The 15,247-nt window shown below is 62.2% G+C and carries 12 protein-coding genes; 6 read left to right on the top strand and 6 right to left on the bottom strand.

Features of this window, described 5'->3' with window-relative positions; translation table 11 throughout:
- Window positions 1-110: 110 nt before the first annotated feature.
- The 4 genes from DU505_RS17560 to DU505_RS17545 all read right to left on the bottom strand — a co-directional run bounded on the left by DU505_RS17560 (window position 111) and on the right by DU505_RS17545 (window position 4,055).
- The gene (locus DU505_RS17560; protein WP_114480283.1) at window positions 111-1,289 is read right to left on the bottom strand and encodes a vWA domain-containing protein; all 1,179 of its coding nucleotides are present in this window, start codon (window positions 1,287-1,289) and stop codon (window positions 111-113) included.
- A gap of 2 nt (window positions 1,290-1,291) precedes the next feature.
- A complete protein-coding gene (locus DU505_RS17555; RefSeq protein WP_114480347.1) occupies window positions 1,292-2,146 on the bottom strand; it encodes an AAA family ATPase in 855 nt (284 codons plus the stop codon).
- A gap of 92 nt (window positions 2,147-2,238) precedes the next feature.
- On the bottom strand, window positions 2,239-3,120 hold the full coding sequence (locus DU505_RS17550) for an NAD(P)-dependent oxidoreductase (RefSeq protein ID WP_114480282.1): 882 nt from the start codon (window positions 3,118-3,120) through the stop codon (window positions 2,239-2,241).
- A 116-nt stretch (window positions 3,121-3,236) separates the two neighbouring features.
- Window positions 3,237-4,055, bottom strand: coding sequence for a DUF1206 domain-containing protein (locus DU505_RS17545; RefSeq protein WP_114480281.1), 819 nt, complete (start codon window positions 4,053-4,055; stop codon window positions 3,237-3,239).
- 181 nt (window positions 4,056-4,236) lie between these two features.
- On the opposite strand from DU505_RS17545, the gene DU505_RS17540 reads away from it, so the two are divergent.
- The 6 genes from DU505_RS17540 (at window position 4,237) to DU505_RS17515 (ending at window position 10,791) form a co-directional block, all read left to right on the top strand.
- Window positions 4,237-4,731, top strand: a complete 495-nt coding sequence (locus DU505_RS17540) for an SRPBCC family protein (protein ID WP_114480280.1) — start codon at window positions 4,237-4,239, stop codon at window positions 4,729-4,731.
- Window positions 4,732-4,848: 117 nt separating this feature from the next.
- On the top strand, window positions 4,849-5,610 hold the full coding sequence (locus tag DU505_RS17535; protein ID WP_114480279.1) for a metallophosphoesterase: 762 nt from the start codon (window positions 4,849-4,851) through the stop codon (window positions 5,608-5,610).
- A gap of 304 nt (window positions 5,611-5,914) precedes the next feature.
- Window positions 5,915-6,856: a pirin family protein gene (locus tag DU505_RS17530; protein WP_114480278.1), complete on the top strand. Its 942-nt coding sequence runs from the start codon at window positions 5,915-5,917 to the stop codon at window positions 6,854-6,856.
- A gap of 47 nt (window positions 6,857-6,903) precedes the next feature.
- On the top strand, window positions 6,904-7,185 hold the full coding sequence (locus DU505_RS17525) for a DUF503 domain-containing protein (RefSeq protein WP_114480277.1): 282 nt from the start codon (window positions 6,904-6,906) through the stop codon (window positions 7,183-7,185).
- A 628-nt stretch (window positions 7,186-7,813) separates the two neighbouring features.
- On the top strand, window positions 7,814-9,379 hold the full coding sequence (locus DU505_RS17520; RefSeq protein WP_114480276.1) for a sensor domain-containing diguanylate cyclase: 1,566 nt from the start codon (window positions 7,814-7,816) through the stop codon (window positions 9,377-9,379).
- Window positions 9,380-9,762: 383 nt separating this feature from the next.
- Complete coding sequence (locus tag DU505_RS17515; protein WP_114480275.1) at window positions 9,763-10,791, top strand: potassium channel family protein; 1,029 nt, start codon at window positions 9,763-9,765, stop codon at window positions 10,789-10,791.
- Between the two features lie 82 nt (window positions 10,792-10,873).
- On the opposite strand, the gene DU505_RS17510 is transcribed toward DU505_RS17515, so the two are convergent.
- A complete protein-coding gene (locus DU505_RS17510; protein ID WP_114480346.1) occupies window positions 10,874-12,649 on the bottom strand; it encodes an ABC transporter transmembrane domain-containing protein in 1,776 nt (591 codons plus the stop codon).
- A gap of 109 nt (window positions 12,650-12,758) precedes the next feature.
- A complete protein-coding gene (locus tag DU505_RS17505) occupies window positions 12,759-15,233 on the bottom strand; it encodes an NAD-dependent epimerase/dehydratase family protein (RefSeq protein ID WP_114480274.1) in 2,475 nt (824 codons plus the stop codon).
- Window positions 15,234-15,247 lie beyond the last annotated feature (14 nt).

The following is a 15,247-nucleotide window of genomic DNA, read 5'->3' as shown; positions in this document are numbered from 1 at the left end:
AAGCGCTCCAGGGAGGGTCGACTTCATCATAGCCGAAAAAGGCTATTTGGCAACTAAATAACCCTTAAGGGCTATATTTGTTCATTATCGCCCTTCAGGGCTATTGGCTCTCAGCGAGCCAACTCACGCATGGCATGTTCCAGCCCTTCCAGCGTCATCGGATACATGCGGTCGTCGATCAACTGGCGGATCAACTGGGTGGAGTGGGTGTACTCCCAGGCCCGCGGCGGCATGGGATTGAGCCAGGCCAAGCGCGGGAACTTGGCTGCCAGGCGTTGGAGCCATACGCCGCCGGCTTCGTCGTTGAAGTGCTCGACGCTGCCGCCGGGGTGGGTCACTTCATAAGGTGACATGGCGGCATCACCGACAATCACCACCTGATAGTCGCTGGCGTAGGTGTGTAGCACGTCCATGGTGGGAATCCGCTCGCTGGTACGGCGCTGATTGTTGCGCCAGACACCTTCGTACAAGCAGTTATGAAAGTAGTAGTGCTCAAGGTGCTTGAATTCGGAACGAGCGGCAGAGAAAAGTTCCTCACAGACGCGGATGTGGTCGTCCATGGAGCCGCCCACATCGAGGAACAGCAGCACCTTCACCGTGTTGTGGCGCTCCGGGCGCATACGCACGTTGAGCAGGCCGGCGTCTCGTGCGGTGTCGCGGATGGTGGCATCCACATCAAACTCCTCCGCGGCGCCCTGACGGGCGAACTTGCGCAGTCGGCGCAGTGCCATCTTGATGTTGCGGGTGCCCAGCTCGAGCGAATCGTCGTAGTCGCGGAAGCGGCGCTCATCCCACACCTTGATCGCCCGACGATGGCGTGAGCCCTCCTGGCCGATGCGAATGCCCTCGGGATTGTAGCCGTAGGCGCCGAAGGGACTGGTGCCACCGGTGCCGATCCACTTGTTGCCGCCGGCATGACGCTCCTTCTGCTCCTCGAGGCGCTTCTTGAAGGTCTCGATCAGCTTCTCCAGCCCGCCAAGCGACTCGATCTGCGCTTTTTCTTCCTCGCTGAGCTGCTTCTCGAATTCTCGACGCAGCCAGTCGTCGGGAATCAGCGCCTCGATGGCGGCGTCGAGGTTTTCCAGGCCCTCGAACCAGGCGGAAAAGGCACGGTCGAAACGATCGAAGTGGCGTTCATCCTTAACCATCACGGTGCGCGCTACCTGATAGAACGCCTCCATGTCGGCGAACACCACGCCGTGTTCGACCACGGCATGCAGATCAAGCAACTCGCGCAGTGACACCGGTACGCCGGCACGCTTCAGGGTTTCGAACAGGCCAATGAACATGCTCAGCGCCTCTGGTTGCCTTGCCGACGCAGCATGAAGGCCAGTCGCTCCAGCAGCTGGGTATCCTGCTCGTTCTTGACCAGGGCACCGGCCATGGGGGGAATCGCCTTCACCGGGTCGCGGTTGTAGAGCGCCTCCCGGGCCAGGTCGTCGCTCATCAGCAGCTTCAGCCAGTCCACCAGCTCCGAGGTGGAGGGTTTCTTCTTCAGCCCCGGTGCCTGGCGCAGGTCGAAGAACACCTCCAGCGCCTCGCCGACCAGCTTCGGCGCGATGTCGGGGAAGTGCACGTCGACAATCTGCTGCATGGTCTCGCGGTCGGGGAACTCGATGTAGTGGAAGAAGCAGCGGCGCAGGAAGGCGTCGGGCAGCTCCTTCTCGTTATTGGAGGTGATGACGATGATAGGGCGGTGGCGGGCGGCGATGGTCTCGCCGGTCTCGTAGACATGGAACTCCATGCGATCCAGCTCCTGGAGCAGGTCGTTGGGGAATTCGATGTCGGCCTTGTCGATCTCGTCGATCAGCAGCACCACCCGCTCGTCGGCGGTGAAGGCCTCCCAGAGTTTGCCGGGCTTGATATAGTTGGCGACGTTCTCCACGCCTTCGACGCCGAGCTGGGAATCGCGCAGGCGGCTCACCGCGTCATACTCATACAGGCCCTGGGCGGCCTTTGTGGAGGACTTGATATGCCAGGTGATCAGTCGCGTATCAAGCGAGGCTGCCAGCTCCTCGGCCAGCAGGGTCTTGCCGGTGCCCGGTTCGCCCTTGATCAACAAAGGCCGTTCCAGAGTCACGGCGGCATTCACCGCCTGCTTGAGGGCATCGGTGGCCACATAGGTGGAGGTCGAATCGAAAGCCATGGTCATGCCTCGGCGTAGCATCGTGTAGGGGAGAGTCAAACAAGTGTACGGAAGGGCGGGGCGAGGGACAAACACCTTGGTTTTCGCCCTCGTCATTCCTTGCGCCGATAGGCTTCCACCAGCGTTGCCGGGTCGTGCTCGGCGTGGCCATGGCCGACATGGGTGCGCATAAGCTGGGCGGCCAGGCTGCTCATGGGCGTGGCGCTGCCAGTGCGCTGGCTCTGGGCCACCGCCATGTCGAGATCCTTGAGCAGGGTGCGCAGATGCCAGGCGGGGTTGGCGAAGTCGCTGGCCGCCATGCGCGGGGTAAGGATCTGGAATGGCCTGGAGTCGGCAAAGCCGCCGGCCAGCGCCTCGGTTAGTCGCGAGGCATCCACGCCGCTGGTCTCCGCCAGCGCCACCATCTCGGCAATCACTGCCGCCTGACAGCCCACGATCATTTGGTTGCACACCTTGGTGACCTGGCCCGCGCCCACCGGTCCCATGTGCGAGACCCGTGCCGCCAGCGGGGCGAGCAGGGGGCGCACGGCATCGACATCTTCCTCTGCGCCGCCGCACATGATCGCCAGGCTGCCCGCCTCGGCCCCGGCCACGCCGCCGGAGACCGGCGAATCGACCCAGCGCATGCCACATTCCTTTTCCAGACGTTCGGCAAGGTCTCGCGTTGCGGCCGGGTCGCTGCTGGAAAGATCCACCAGCCGCTGGTCGGCGCGCCCATGGACCGCCACGCCGCCTTCGCCGAATACCACGTGCTCCACTACGGCGGTATTGGCCAGGCACAGCAGCACCACGTCCACCTCCTCCATCAGCTCGGCGATGGAGCCCGCCACCCGGGCACCGGCAGCGCGCAAGGCATCGCTCTTCTCCGCGGTGCGGTTCCACACCGTGACGGCAAAGCCGGCGTCCAGCAGGCGGCGGGTCATGGGGTCACCCATCAGGCCTATGCCGATGAAGCCGAGGCGGGGCTGTGTCATGTCGTATCTCCGGTGAGGGGGAAGTGATCGCTCCCTAGAATGCGCGATGGAAGGGTTTTCCATCAATACCAACACCTCGCTAGCCCACCATCAAGGAAGTGAGCCTCATGCAAAAGTCATCCCGGCGCATTCACGCGCCGGTACACGGCTTCGAGCAGGCTATAGAGACCGAAAGCGAAAAGGCCCACCGCCACTACGGCCAGGAGCCAACGTCCGAATGCTTGGCTACGTAGCGTGCTGAAGACTTTCGCAAGTCCGCCCGCCTGGTCCGGGTCCACCTGGTAAGCTGCGATGAGGAAGAACGTGCCGATGATCAGGAAGACCAGGCCGCGGATCACCAGACCGAAGCGGCAGATGGGGTAGGCCCAGCGCTGGTTCTGCGGTGGCATGTCGAAGTGACGATCGAATTTCGCTTTCCATCCCTTTATGCCATGCGCAACCCCGGCACCGATAATGGCCAGACCCACGGCCCCCACCAGCCAGCGTCCATATGGCTGTTGCATCAACCAACTGGCCATACCCTCCGAGCCACCCCCGGAATCCCCTGAGCCCCCACCCAATGTAAAGATCAGGCTAGCGGCAAAGAAAGCCAGCAGGGTATGCGTCACCGCGCTCACCAACAGGCCCACCCGGATGGCTACCCCCTTGGAATCAGTGCCGTGGTGGTCGGTGTCCTTGATGGCCTGTATGCAACGCCACAAGGCATACGCCAAAAGGCCCAAGCTGATGGCGCCGAGCAGTACGTCGCCCCACGCGGCGCCCATCAGGCTCTCCAGCGCACCGCGGCTGTCCGTCGTCTCGCCTCCTTGACCAATCGCCGCCAGCGCGGCCAGGCCGCCAATCAGCAGATACACGATGCCACGTGCAGCGTAGCCCCATCGTGCAATGATATCGAAGGCGTCCCCTCGATCCGGTGTCGGTATCCTGTTTGTCATGGCGTCCTCCTGACTAAGCCGAGCGTCGGTGGCGAATTCTTTCGTCCACTTTAGCAGTTCGGCTTTGGTACCTGAGGAGGGGCGCGATCGGTACGGCACGAAAGCACGGAAGGTGAGGCGTTCGTCCAGCCGGCGCAGGCATAGCTACGCTTGGAGGTAGCCACAGGAAAGGGAGCCCGTGATGGCAGCAACGAATGATTCAACCGTGCACGAGATCGTCCTTCCTCTCGCGCGAAACCGCGCCTTCCAGCTGTTCGTCGAACGGTTCGCTGACTGGTGGCCATCGGAGTACAGCTGGTCGCAGGCAGCGCTGCAGGGCATCGGCATAGAGCCACGTGAAGGCGGCCGCTGTACCGAGGTGGGCCCGCACGGCTTTCAGGTGGACTGGGGGCGGGTGCTGGACTGGTCGCCGCCCGAAAGGCTGGTCTTCAGCTGGCAGATCGGCCCCGGCCGTGTACCGCAGCCCGATCCCGCCCAGGCCAGCACGGTGGAGCTTCGTTTCCACGAGAACGGGGCGAGTGCTGCCCGCCTGATGCTGGAGCACCAGGGTTTTCGACACCATGGCGAAGGCGCCAAGGAGTATCGCGACGCCATGGCTTCCGAGTACGGCTGGCCATACATCCTGGAGTATTATCGGAAACTGGCCTTGCGTGAGGCCGCGGAAGAGGGTGCGTGAGATGAGTGTTGCAAAGAACACGCGGGCCACGGTAATTCCATGTCGTGGCGTAGTCGACTCCGATCGATATGCTGAACCAGATCCCATCTGGCGTCGGCCGACAGGAGAGACAGACATATGCGGCTCAGGGTGCTTTCAGATCTGCATCTGGAACATTTCGAAGAGGGGCGTGAGCTGCCGGAGGTGGCGTCGGACGTGGTTATCCTGGCCGGCGATATCCACCGCGAGGCAGAGGGCCTGGCCTGGGCCGCCGCCCGGTTTGCCGGTCAGCCGGTCCTCTATGTGCCGGGCAACCACGAGTTCTTCGGTACCAGCATGCCCGCGCTGCGTCGCAGGCTTGTCCACGAAGCCGAGCGGCTGGGTGTCTATCTACTCGACAACCGTTCGCTCACGCTGAAGGGGGTACGCTTTTACGGCACCACCCTGTGGACGGACTTTGCCCTCTATGCCGGCGAGCCCGGCAACGACCCGGCATTGACCGAGCAGAAGGCCCTCGGGATGATGCCGGATTTCAGCATTATCGAGCAGCCGGCGGGGGAGACCTTCAGCCCCCTGGAGAGCCAGCGGCTGCATGCGGAGGCCCTGGCCTGGCTCGACGCGGAACTGGCCGTTCCCTTCGGCGGGCCGCGGGTGGTGATCAGCCATCATGCGCCGCTGGCCGAATGCATCCCCCCACGCTACCGGGGTGACGCCCTGTCGCCCGCCTTCGCCTCGCATCTGCCGGGGTTGATGGGGCGTGCCGACCTGTGGATTCACGGCCATGTGCACGAGCCGGTGGACATGACGTTGGCCGGTACCCGGATTATCGCCAACCCCGGGGGCTACCCCGGTGAGTTCGAGCCGCCAGTGTTCGTGCCGGACCTGGTCATCGAGGTGTGAGCGATGACCCGATCAATGTCTGGGACCTGCGGCTGCGCCCGGTTGGGGCCATCCGGCTCCCGGTGCCAGAGGGCCACATCGCGCTGCTGGCGTATTCCGGCAGCCGTGCTGCCGGGTTTTCTCCGCAGTATGCCAACCTGATCCAGAGCTATAGCGCAACATAGGGCTGAACCGGAGCGGCGTAACCCCGGGCGGGCGGCGTAGGCGCGGCCTATGCTGAGAGAAGCACCGCTCGGGGTTTCGCCGAGGCTTCACTCCACAGCATTTCGGCAGATAGACCCACTTCGTCCTCAAGGAGTGTTCCATGAGCAATCTCGTCAATGAAGGCAGCCTCTCATCCTCCCTGGATTGCCCGCTGGTTGACGGAAAACGCCAGGTTCAGCATGTCTCGGCTCGCACCGCTGACGTAGGCGGTATTCCGGTCAATCGAGTGCTGCCCTCACGTCAGCGGCGCCTGGTGGGGGCCTGGTGCTTCCTCGATCATGCTGGGCCGGCGGTCTTCAAGAGCGAAAGCGCCGGCCTGCGCGTCGGGCCGCACCCGCATATCGGCCTGCAGACCTTCACCTGGATGATCGAGGGAGAGGTGTTGCACCGCGACAGCCTGGGCAGCGAGCAGGTGATACGACCGGGGCAGGTCAACTTGATGACCGCGGGGCGCGGCATCAGCCATACCGAAGAGTCGGTGGCCGGCGCCAGCCACCTGCATGCCGCCCAGCTCTGGATTGCACTGCCCGAGGCGAGTCGTAATACCGAGCCTCGCTTCGATCACTATGCGGAGCTGCCCCGCTGGCAGGCACAAGGTGTCGAGCTGACCCTGCTGATCGGCGAATTCGACGGCCGTCTGGCGCCACCCCTGACGTTCTCACCGCTGGTGGGTCTCGACCTCGAGGCTAGCCGGGCCGCAACGATCGGCCTGCCACTGCGAGACGACTTCGAGTACGCCGTACTGCCCCTGGACGGTGAGCTCGAGATCGGCGGAGATCGCTTTGTCGCCAATGAGCTGGCCTACCTGGGCCGCGGCCGCGATGAGGTGGAGTTGTCGATGAGCGCAGGCGGTCGTGCCATTCTGATCGGCGGCGAGCCGCTGGGGGAAGAAGTGCTAATCTGGTGGAATTTCGTCGGCCACAGCAAGGCGGAGATCGCCGAGGCCCAGCGCGACTGGGAGGCGGGCAGCGAGCGCTTTGGCAGTATTCCCCAATGGTCGGGTGAGCGGTTGATGCCGGCGCCACTGCCGTGGAAGATCTAATGAGCATGCCCGACTAGCTCGAGATCACGATCAACGGAATGACTCCCATGCACATCACTATCCTGACCATGACCCTATCACTGCCCGGCTGCGGATCCCTCAAGGAGAAGCGCCAGCGCATGGGCGGCTTGCATGAGCGCTTCGGCCGCAATCCCGCGGTTGCTGTGTGCGAGAGCGGTGAACATGACCGGTTGGAAGCGAGCGAATGGACCTTCGTGGTGGCCGCCATGTCACCGCAGAAGGTCGAATCCCTCTGCAGCGAGATCGAGGAGAAACTGCAGCGCTCAGTCGATGGTCGCGTGCTCGACGTGTCCCGGGAGATCCTCTAGAGGCGAACACAACATTGGCTGCGCGCTGATGAAGCAGGAGAGGGGAAAATAGTACCTAACTGGTGCAACAGGGTTGCTGCAAAGCAGCGTGCGTCAGGCTTGGCTGCCGGGGCTTCCAAGGTAAAGTATTGATATTGTTTAATTTCTTTTTGAGCTGGCATGTTTTTCGTATAGTGATTGCCAGGCAGGCTGATTCGAGACAACCGATTTCGACACAAGCTATTTCGACACAAGCTAGGCGAGTTGGCACCTGCAACCGATTTCAACGTCGCCATCAGGAAAGGCGATAAACAGAGTGAGCTGGCGTGCTCCACTTGGGCCCCTTCGGGGGCCTTTTTTTATGGTGCGGACTTTGTCTTGCACCGGAAACAGCTTCGGCGCCGACATGCGGCAAGGCAATGAGACTTTAGTCGACGTGACCGATGCGTTGAGGTCGATGCGTCTTGATCGAAGAATCATGTTCAATAGCCGTGTGCTATGGGCAGCATCGGTCAAAATTTACCCACACGATAGAAAAAAATGGCAAACTAATCTGAATAAAGGGGCCCAGGATTCCTCGTAAAGCCCCGATAACGATGACATCGCTTCCACGCTTCGTGGGGTAATGGTGTCACGACAAGTGGTACGCATGGATAAACCCGCTTCGCCCGCAACGCCGGCCAGGCGTGCGGCACGAATGACCTTCTGCTATGCACTCGTTGCCAGTGTATGGATCATCGTGTCCGACTGGTGGCTTGGTGGACGTGTGGCGGGAACGTCTTGGTTGACCCAGGCCCAATCCGTGAAAGGGTTGGGGTTTGTGGCTGTGACCAGCGCCGCACTGTTTTTCCTGTTGAAACGAGAGTGGAAGGCGGATGCAGCACTGTTGCAGCGTAACCAGCAGCAGCGGGCCGAACTGCATGCCCTGAGCCAGTTCAGGGCAAGTGTCATCGAAAGTGCCCATGTCTGGATCAACGGGCTGGACCGCGAAGCGCGGGTCACCTTGTGGAACGATGCCGCCGAACGCATCACCGGATACCGGCGCGATGAGGTGCTGGGCAGCGACAGGATCTGGCAACTGCTGTACCCGGACCCCTGCTATCGCAGGCGTATTGCTTGCGAAGTGGAGCAGATCCTGTGCGACGGCGCTGAGGTCCAGGATTTTGAAACCACCATTCGTACCCGCAATGGTGAGGACAAGGTCATTGCCTGGGACTCGCGACAGATTGCCGATGAGAACGGTTGTGTCGTCGGTTCGGTGGCGATCGGTCGTGATGTCACGGCACGGCGAGCCGCCGAGCAGGCCCTGTTCAAGCGTGAACGGGAGCTGACCACGCTGATCGCCAACCTGCCGGGCATGGCGTACCGCTGCCTGAACGATACCCAATGGACCATGCGATTCGTCTCCAGTGCTTGTCTGGCCCTGACCGGCTACCGGGAAGAGGAGCTGGTGGACAGCCGCCTCGTTGCCTGGGCCAGCCTCGTACTGCCGGAGGATATGGATCGGCTCCGTGCCGAGGTCGAGCGGGCCATTGAGGAAGGCAAGCCCTTTGCCGTCGAATATCAGCTTCGCAAGCGTAGTGGAGAACTGGTGTGGTGCTGGGAGCAGGGGCGTGAAGTGAAGATAGACGGTGAACCGTTCCTGGAAGGCATCATTGTCGATATCACTGAACGTAAGCGGATGGAGCAGGAGCTAGAGCTGATGGCGGGGCAGGATGCCTTGACGGGGCTACTCAATCGTCGTGCGTTCAATCGTATCCTGCAGGACGAGATAGCCCGTGCCACTCGCTATAACCGCTCGTTCAGCCTGCTCTGGCTGGATTTAAATCATTTCAAGACCATCAACGACAGCTACGGTCATCTGGCTGGCGATGCGGTGCTGCGGCAGGTCAGTCAGCTCATCAAGGACAGTCTGCGCAAGGTGGACTGCATAGCCCGGTACGGTGGTGATGAGCTGACGATCATCCTTCCCGAAATGTCATTCGAGGCGGGCAGGGAGACAGCGAATCGTATCGAGAACCTGGTGGCATCGAGCCGCTTCGATGTACTCAACGGTCATATCCTGTCCCTGACGCTAAGTATCGGGGTGGCGGCGTTTCCCGAGCACGGCCAAGGCGCGATGGAACTGTGCGATGCCGCTGACAGGGCCATGTACCAGGCCAAAAAGGAGAGTGCCGACGCCGGTGCGAATCGAGGCCGGGTTGACCGTCTATAGCTAGCCAGGGTTACGGATCAAGAAAGACTGCCAAGTTTGGCCCTGGTAGTCTCGGCAGTATATTATCCGAGTGTCACATTCGCTTCTTGAGAAGCAGGCGTGCCTGAACGGCAATATTGCGGTAATCGTTTGATAGATTATCGAGGTGCATACCACGCAAGATATCAAGCTAGCTTGCGTAGTTTAATGAAAGGAAAGGTTGTCCTTTCTTGCGGATTATAAAGTTAATTTTTGTCTTCTGTGCGCTATGTGTTTCCGAAATAAAAATGTCAACTAAGGATGGCTTCTCTTGAGGCAATCTTCTTAGGTCGACTCACCCTCATTTGCGTGTGACGGTATCAAGCGGTAGGTTGATACGATGCAAACAGGGAAAGGAATCTGCCATGGCAGGGCTGCTCGCGCTGGCGGGATCGGTGATTGTGGTATTGGCTTCTTATGATGCCATTCAGACGACGCTGTCGGCTTCCCGCTCGGGTCCCATTACCAACCGCCTCATTCGCCTGGTATGGCAACCCTTCCTTCTGATCCATCGCAAGTTCTGTACCCACGGGATGCTGTCGGCTGTGGGCCCGTGGGTCACCCTCATGCTGGTGTTCGTCTGGGTCGGTTTGGCCTGGCTCGGTTGGTGGTTGCTGTTCTGTAGTGAAGGACAAGCGGTTACCCATGCCGATACCGGGATTGAGGCCAGCCTGGTGGAGCGGGCCTATTTCCTCGGCTACACGATAACCACATTGGGTTACGGTGACTTCGTTCCCGGCTCGCCCAAGTGGCAGATACTGGCCGTGCTGGCAGCTGGCAATGGTCTCGTCCTGTTCACCTTGGCGGTTACCTACATCGTGGCGGTGGTTTCTGCCGTCGTTGACAAGCGTCAACTTGCAATATTGATCAGCGCCTTGGGTGAAACCCCTGAGCAGATGCTGAGCAATATGGACGAAGGGGAGGCATTCGAAGAGCTGGCCGATCAGGTCGATGCATTGAAAGGTCAGATAATCGCCATAAGCGAGCAGCACCTGGCCTATCCCATTCTTCACTATTACCATGCGTCCGAGCCGGAGCGTGCCTTGCCCATGGCACTGGCCAGACTTTACCAGACCCTGACCATTATCTGCTTCGCCTGCCCAACGCTGACCGAATCGGTCCGACGAAAGCTCAGGAGGAACCTCTATGCGATCGAGAGCTTTCTGACCAATCTGAATGGCGATTTCGTCAGGCCAGCCAGCCTCTGTCCTGAAATCCCCGACGGAGCGGTGCCCTCGCTCGCGCAATTTGACCGGTCACAGGCCGAGATCGTTACTTACCTGCTCGGGCTAGAGCGCCAGCGGCTATGGCTCGCGTATGTAGAAAAGGATGGCTGGGAGTGGGAGGAGCTATGGGTCGGCACGCAAGCGCCGCGCCAGCCGACCCCCGGCTGAACCCAGCAATACCCGTGGACACCGTGCCTGCCTACTGGTGGAGCGGGTATTGCATCGGGTTCTTTCTCACGGCCGCGCTGGTTCAAGCTTCCATCCGGTGACGCCCGAACTGGAGCTCCGCCAGGTGGCGGTAGAGCGGGTTTTGTTCGAGCAGTTCAGCGTGACGACCTGAAGCGACCAGGTGCCCCTCGTCAAATACCAACAATCGGTCGGCGGAGGTCACAGTGGCCAGCCGATGGGCGATCACCAAGCTCGTGCGCCCGGCCATCAGCCTGTCCAGTGCTTGCTGTACCAGGCGTTCGCTCTCGGCGTCCAAGGCGCTGGTAGCTTCGTCCAGCAGCAGTACGCTGGGATTCTTCAGCAGTGCTCGTGCGATTGCCAGGCGCTGTCGCTGGCCGCCGGAGAGCTGCACGCCGCCGGGACCAAGCTCGGTGTCGAAACCGAGAGGCAAGGCCTCGACGAAGGCGAGGGCATTGGCATCTCGAGCGGCCTCGCGTAGCTCATCGAGGCCGGCATTGGGCTTGCCGTAGCGCAGGTTGTCGGCCACCGTGCCGGTGAACAGTATCGGCTCCTGGGCCACCAGCCCCATGGTGGCGCGCAGTGCCTTGGGATCGAGTTCGCGCAGGTCGATTCCATCCAGCGTCAGGCGGCCCCGGTCGGGGTCGTAAAAACGCAGCAGGAGCCCCAGCAGAGTGCTCTTGCCGGCGCCGGACGGTCCAACCAGGGCGATGCGCTCGCCGGGTCGAATCCACAGATCGAGGGAATCGAGAGCTGGCGCTTCCCGCCCAGGGTAGGTAAAGGCCACGCCCTCCAGGCGGATTTCGCCGCGCAGCGGCGAGGGCAGGTGCGTCGGCTGGGTCGGTCGTCGAATGCCGGGCTCGGCGTCCAGCAGCTCGAGCAGCCGCTCGGCGGCCCCGGCGGCGCGCTGTACGTCTCCGGCCACCTCCGCCAGGGTGGCCACCGCCCCTGCGGCAAGCACTGCATAGAAGACGAAGGCGGAAAGCTCCCCTGCACTCATATCGCCGGCCAGCACCGCCTGTCCGCCTTGCCATAACATCAGCCCCACGGCGGCGAATACCGCCAACATGGCCACACCGGTTAGCCAGGCGCGCTGTCGCGTGCGTACCACCGCGGTGGCGAAGGCGTGTTCGACGCGCTGACCGTAGTCGCGCCGGTCGATCGCTTCGTGGGTGAAGGCTTGCACCGTGCGGATGCCATCCAGGGTCTCGCTGGCGTAACGGCCCAGCTCGGCGACTCGGTCCTGGCTATCACGGGAGAGGCGGCGCACCCGGCGACCGAACCACAGGATTGGCAGCATCGTGGCGGGGATGCCGATCAGTACCAGTGCGGAGAGCCAGGGTTGAGTGATCAGCATCAAGGTTACGGCACCCAGCAGCATGACCAGGTTGCGCAGCGCCAGCGAGATCGACGAGCCGAACAGCGTCTGCAGCACGCTGGTATCGGCCGTCAGGTGCGAGGCGATCTCGGCGGCGCCGCGGTCGCGTTGGGCGGCGTTCTCGAAATAGGCCGGTTCGAGTTCGAGCAGATGATCGAATACTTGCCGGCGCAGGTCCGCCGCCAGCCTTTCGCCGATCCAGCTCACCAGGTAGTAGCGTAGCGCGGACGCCCCGGCCAGTACGGCAACGACGACGAGCATGGCGGCGAGGGTCTGGTTGAGTTGAGCGCGGTCGGTGGCCAGAAAGCCCTGGTCGATGACCAGGCGCAGTCCCTGGCCCAGCAGTAAGACGCTGGCTGAGGCCACCAGAAGGGAGAGAGCCGCAATGGCCAGCCGGCTGCGATAGGGTGCCAGCAGCGTGAGTAGGCGCAGCAGCACCCGAGGGTCGGGGCGTGAAGTCATGGCGGGGTCGTCGCGGGTGGCAGGCATGCCGACACGATACCAGTACCGTCCCGGGAGTGCATGGAAGCGGCAAGGGCGCCGGTAGCGAGGCGACCTTGCCGCAGGGTCTTCACGCCAGCAGCCGACTCCAGCTGCCATACTTGCCGCGCATTGGTCCGCGGCGCAAGCAGAGCGCGATCACCGCCACGCCGCAGACCAGGCTGTTTGTCGTGGCCAACATGTCGGCGCCATGCAGGAACGGCGTGAACAACAGCATGCTGGCCAGCGGGATCATCAGCCAGCGCACGGGACGGGCCGATTCGGCCATGGCGATGACGCCCGTGGTGATGATCAGCGCGCCAATCAGGTGGTCCCAGTTGGCCAGGGTGCCTTCGGCACCGAAGGTGATGCGGGTCAGCATCAGCCAGGCGCCGATCAGGATGCACAGCGCCAGGTTCCATGGCAGGTTCACACCGGTTCCGAGTGCGTCGCCAATGATCGTCGTCGGTTTGCGCTGGAAGTTCTCGTCCGGCGACTCGTTGGGACCTTCGTCGGTGTCACCGGTGAAGAAGATCTTGAGAATCGGGGCGCCGGCCTTGTGGCGCCGCTTGAGGAATTCGCCGGTGGCGACGAACTCGTTGAAGGCGTAGGCGATCTGCAGCAGCATCGCGCCGGCCTGGATCAGGCACAGGGTGCACCAGGTGCCGATCAGGATCGGCTGGATGATGATGAAGGTCACCGAAACCACGCCGAGCGGCACGATCAGCACGCCGAACGTGGCAACGACCCAAGGCATGGTGCGCCAGCGGTTGGCCGCGCCGATGAAGCCGAGCAGGATCTCCAGCATGTAGACAATGCCGCCGAGGCCGGCATCAGGTATTGGCCACGCTTCTGAAGCTTCAGAGGTGATGATGTCCTCGGTGCCGTTCAGTCCTTGGCGGGTGCCGTCGAAGAAGGGGTCCCACACTGCGTCGATATGACCGAGCTGGTAGGCGGCCAAGTAACGCGAGACGAAGAAGCCGACGAAGGCCAGCACGATGATCGGCATGCGCTGGAACCAGCTCGAGGGGTTGTTGTTCCATCCGGGCGGCATGGTGGGGCCGGTCATCGCCGCAGCGGGCGAGACACCGGGCGTCGGTCGTACCAGGGCCGCGAAGCCGATGGCCAAGGTGCCGACCAGGGTGCCGTTGAGGTAAGCCGCCGCGCTTTCGCTCCAGAACACCAGCGGGGCGAACAGCACCCAAAGGCCTATGGCAGCGCAGGCGAAGCGTGCCCAACCGAGCTTCAGCGACAGCGAGAGGGCGCCGAACAGCGCCAGAAGCAGACCCGAGGCCATGTCGCTGTAGGCCATGGCGCCGCCATAGCCCAGTGTGGCAGGGGAGGCTACCAGCCAGGCACCAAGTCCGACGTTGAAAAAGTGTGCCCAGAGAAAGCGATAGTGCTCGCATTGAGCATGGGCCAGGTAATCCTCCAGCACCCGTTCGGGGTTGGCTCCCTTCTCTTCGGCCTCCTCGATCCAGTCGGGCGGGGTGATGCCATTCGCTTCGTACCAGGCGTGAGGGTCTGCGAGCAGGTTGTCGATCATATCTTCGAGCACGTCGAAGACGGCATGGCGCGGCTCCCAGCCGAGCTGTTCCCGCGCGCGACGAATATCGAGCTCGTAGTGGTCGTCGGCCATGTCGATCATGAACGGCCTGATGAAGGGCTTCTCGCCCTTGTCGAAGTCGTCCGGCACCAGCGGCTCGCTTTTCTCCTCGAGTGCCGCGCCGGTCTTGGCCAGTGGCTTGGGCATGACCACGGTCTTCCACTGCTTCTTGCCGTGAATCAGCTCGCCCAGGCGGTTTTGCAGCGCCTCGTAGCTGACGGCATGCTCCTCGCCGATCAGGATCTCGTTGTGCTCGGGCAGCTCGTGGCGCCGGTCTATGGTGCGACGGAAGGCATCGACCATGTCTTCCTTGTGCACGCAGGCCTGCCCGGCGTTGGTGTTGCCCGAGTAGAAATGGCTTTTCAGCGTGTGTTCGTAAATGCGTGCAATCTGGTGCGACAGCGTGGGCACGCTGGTTTTCTCGTCGTACATGCCAGCCAGCCGCAGCAGCGTGTAGGGCATGCTGGCATGCTCGCGAATGACCGCTTCGGTCTTGGCCTTGGACTGTGGGTAGGGCCAGGTCGGGCCGATCGGGGTGTCTTCGTTGACCCGGTGCCCCGGCACCTGAGGCTCGTGGACCAGCATGGTGCTGGAGTAGACGAAACGTTCGACGTTCATGCCCTCGAGTGCCTCGAGCAGGTTCCTGGTGCCCTGTTCGTTGACCTTTTCGTAGAGCGGGGACTCCTCACCGGTGAAATCGAAGTAGGCGGCAAGATGGACCACCGCGGCGATATCGCGTCCATGCCGCTCGATGATCTTATCCATCGCCTGCTTGATGGAGTCGACATCCGTCAGGTCGAGCTCGTGGCTCTCATCGGCCTCCTCCGATTCGTTCCGGTCCAGGGCGATGATTCGATAGTCCTGCTTGAGGCTTTGGGTCAGTGCCGTTCCGACACCGCCAGAAGCCCCTGTGATGACGACCAGCGGTTTCTCCTGGGTTGCCACTTCCTTGTCCTGCATAACCGGGCTCCCTC

This window comes from Billgrantia montanilacus (genome assembly GCF_003336675.1).
Classification (GTDB): domain Bacteria; phylum Pseudomonadota; class Gammaproteobacteria; order Pseudomonadales; family Halomonadaceae; genus Halomonas; species Halomonas montanilacus.
This window is presented reverse-complemented; position numbering and strand designations above follow the sequence as displayed.